Consider the following 2,148-nt stretch of genomic DNA (forward strand, 5'->3'; position numbering starts at 1 on the left):
GGCCAGTTCGGCACGCAGCGCGGCGGTGGCGGCGGCATCGACCCGGCCCTCGCCATCGGCGACCACGCCATAGGCGCGGGCGCCCGCCGCGCTCACCAGGCCCTGACGGATCTCGAGGCCCACCAGTTCGGGATCGCGCTCCAGCGGGTTGCCCCAGCCGCCGCCGCCCCAGGTGATGAAGTGCAGGATGTCGCCAGCTGCCACCTCCAGCCGGTCGAGCTTGTTGGCGACGATGCTGGTGGTGCCGTCCGGCTTTTCGAGGATCTTGCGGGCGCGGCTGCCCGGCGCGCCGCCGTTGACGCCCCAGGGATAGGTGAACCAGCGGTCATCGTGGATGGATACGCTGCCGGCGCTGAGGAAGCGATAGCTCATCAGAATGCCGTTGCCGCCGCGGAACTTGCCGGCGCCGCCACTGTCGGCCAGCGCTTCATAGCGTTCGATGCGCAGCGGGAAATAGCGTTCCAGGAATTCGTTGGGCACGTTGGTGAAGCCGGGCCACAGCGAATGGCCGTCGGGCCCGTCGCCGAACGGCTTGCCGGGGATGCCGCCAAAGCCGATCTGGAACAGCTGAAACCATTCGCCACCCTTGCCCGGCCGTTCGTCGCGCCCGGAATACATGAGGTGCGGCGAGGAGGAGAAGCCGGCTGCGCACAGGAATTCGGGCGTGCGCTGGCCAAGCAGGGCGCCCAGGAGATCGAAGATGCGGCCCAGCGCGTGGGTGCGGCCCGACAGGGCAGCCGGGTAGCGCGGCTTCAAGAGCGAGCCTTCCGGGATCTTCACCTCGATCAGATCATAGAAGCCATCATTGAACATGATCTGCGGATCGAAGACCATGATCATGTAGATGCCGAAGAACATCTTGAACATGTTCTCGTTCAAATAGAAATTGATCGCTGCGTCGCTTTGCGGATCGGTGCCGTCGAAATCCAGCACCACCTTGTCGCCGACGCGCTGCATGGTGCAGCGGATCTTGTAGGGGCCATAGCCAACGCCGTCATCGCAGACGAAGTCTTCAAAGCTCACCTTGTCGGTGGAGACGGAGCTGGCGATCAGCGCCTTCATGGCGCGGTGGTTGCGGGCCAGCAGCGCGTCCATGGCGGCGATCACCTCGTCCTCGCCAAAGCGGGCGCACATCTCGTCGATGCGCCGCGCCGCCACCCGGCAGGCCGCGATCAGGGCATTGAGGTCGGCGGCGCACCAGTCGGGCTTGCGGGTCTGGTGCATCACCAGCTTCACCAGGTCCTCGTTATACTCGCCCTTCTTCCAGATCTTCACCGGCGGGATGCGCACGCCCTCTTCAAAGATGGCGCGGGCATCGATCGGCATGGAGCCGGCGACCTTGCCACCGATGTCACTCTGGTGGCCGAACATCGCCGTCCATGCCACCAGCCGGCCAGAACGATAGACGGGCAGCAGCACCAGCCAGTCGTTGCTGTGCGAGATGGCGCCTTCGCAGCTGTAGGGATCGGACAGGAATATCATGTCGCCTTCCTCGATGCTGCCGTCCCAGCCCCTCAGGAAGCCATCGATGAAGCTGCCGAACTGGCCGACGATCATCTTGCCCGCCGGGTTGGCGATCATCGGAAAGGCATCGCCCTGCTCGCGGATGCCGGGGCTCATGGCGGTGCGCACCAGCGTCGCGTCCATCTCGATGCGGGCGTTCCTCAACGCATTCTCGATGATATCGAGGGTGACCGGATCGATGCTGCGGGCCGCGAAGGGCTGCGGATTGGACTCGATGATGCGGGCGGGCATGGCGCTTTCCCTTCAGGGCTTCTGGCCGGTGTTGGCATAGGTGACAAGGCGGTCAAAGGCGGCGCTCATCACGCTGTCGACCGGGCCGGCCAGCGTGTCGAGCTTGAGGCCGGCGCCCCCCGCCACGCGATAGGTCATGGCCAGGCGGGTGCTGTCGTTCTCGGTGGTGATCGCAAACTCCAGCACGGCCCCGACGGGCAGCGCCTGAAGCGGGCCGAAGCCGCCTGCCAGCCGCAGCAGCGACGGTGGAAGTGCCGCCAGCACCCGGGCATGCTCCACGCTGCCGCCCGGCCAGCGTTCGACGAGCGCGCCGCCGGCCCGGGCATCGAGCCGCAGCGCACCGGGCACCTCGCTGTAGCTGTGTGCCGGGTCCCACCAGGCCTGCCAGTTGAC

2 protein-coding genes are annotated in these 2,148 nt (G+C 66.4%); both read right to left on the minus strand.

Annotated features, from left to right (window positions below):
- The coding region (locus GJV64_RS13900) for a hydantoinase B/oxoprolinase family protein (protein WP_164158011.1) at positions 1–1,755 on the minus strand (1,755 nt) is incomplete at its 3' end.
- 12 nt (positions 1,756–1,767) lie between these two features.
- A partial coding sequence (locus GJV64_RS13905) for an SRPBCC family protein (protein ID WP_164158014.1) occupies positions 1,768–2,148 on the minus strand: 381 nt, incomplete at its 5' end.

Origin of the sequence: Sandarakinorhabdus rubra (assembly GCF_010994245.1) — a bacterium.
Classification (GTDB): Bacteria; Pseudomonadota; Alphaproteobacteria; order Sphingomonadales; family Sphingomonadaceae; genus Sandarakinorhabdus; species Sandarakinorhabdus rubra.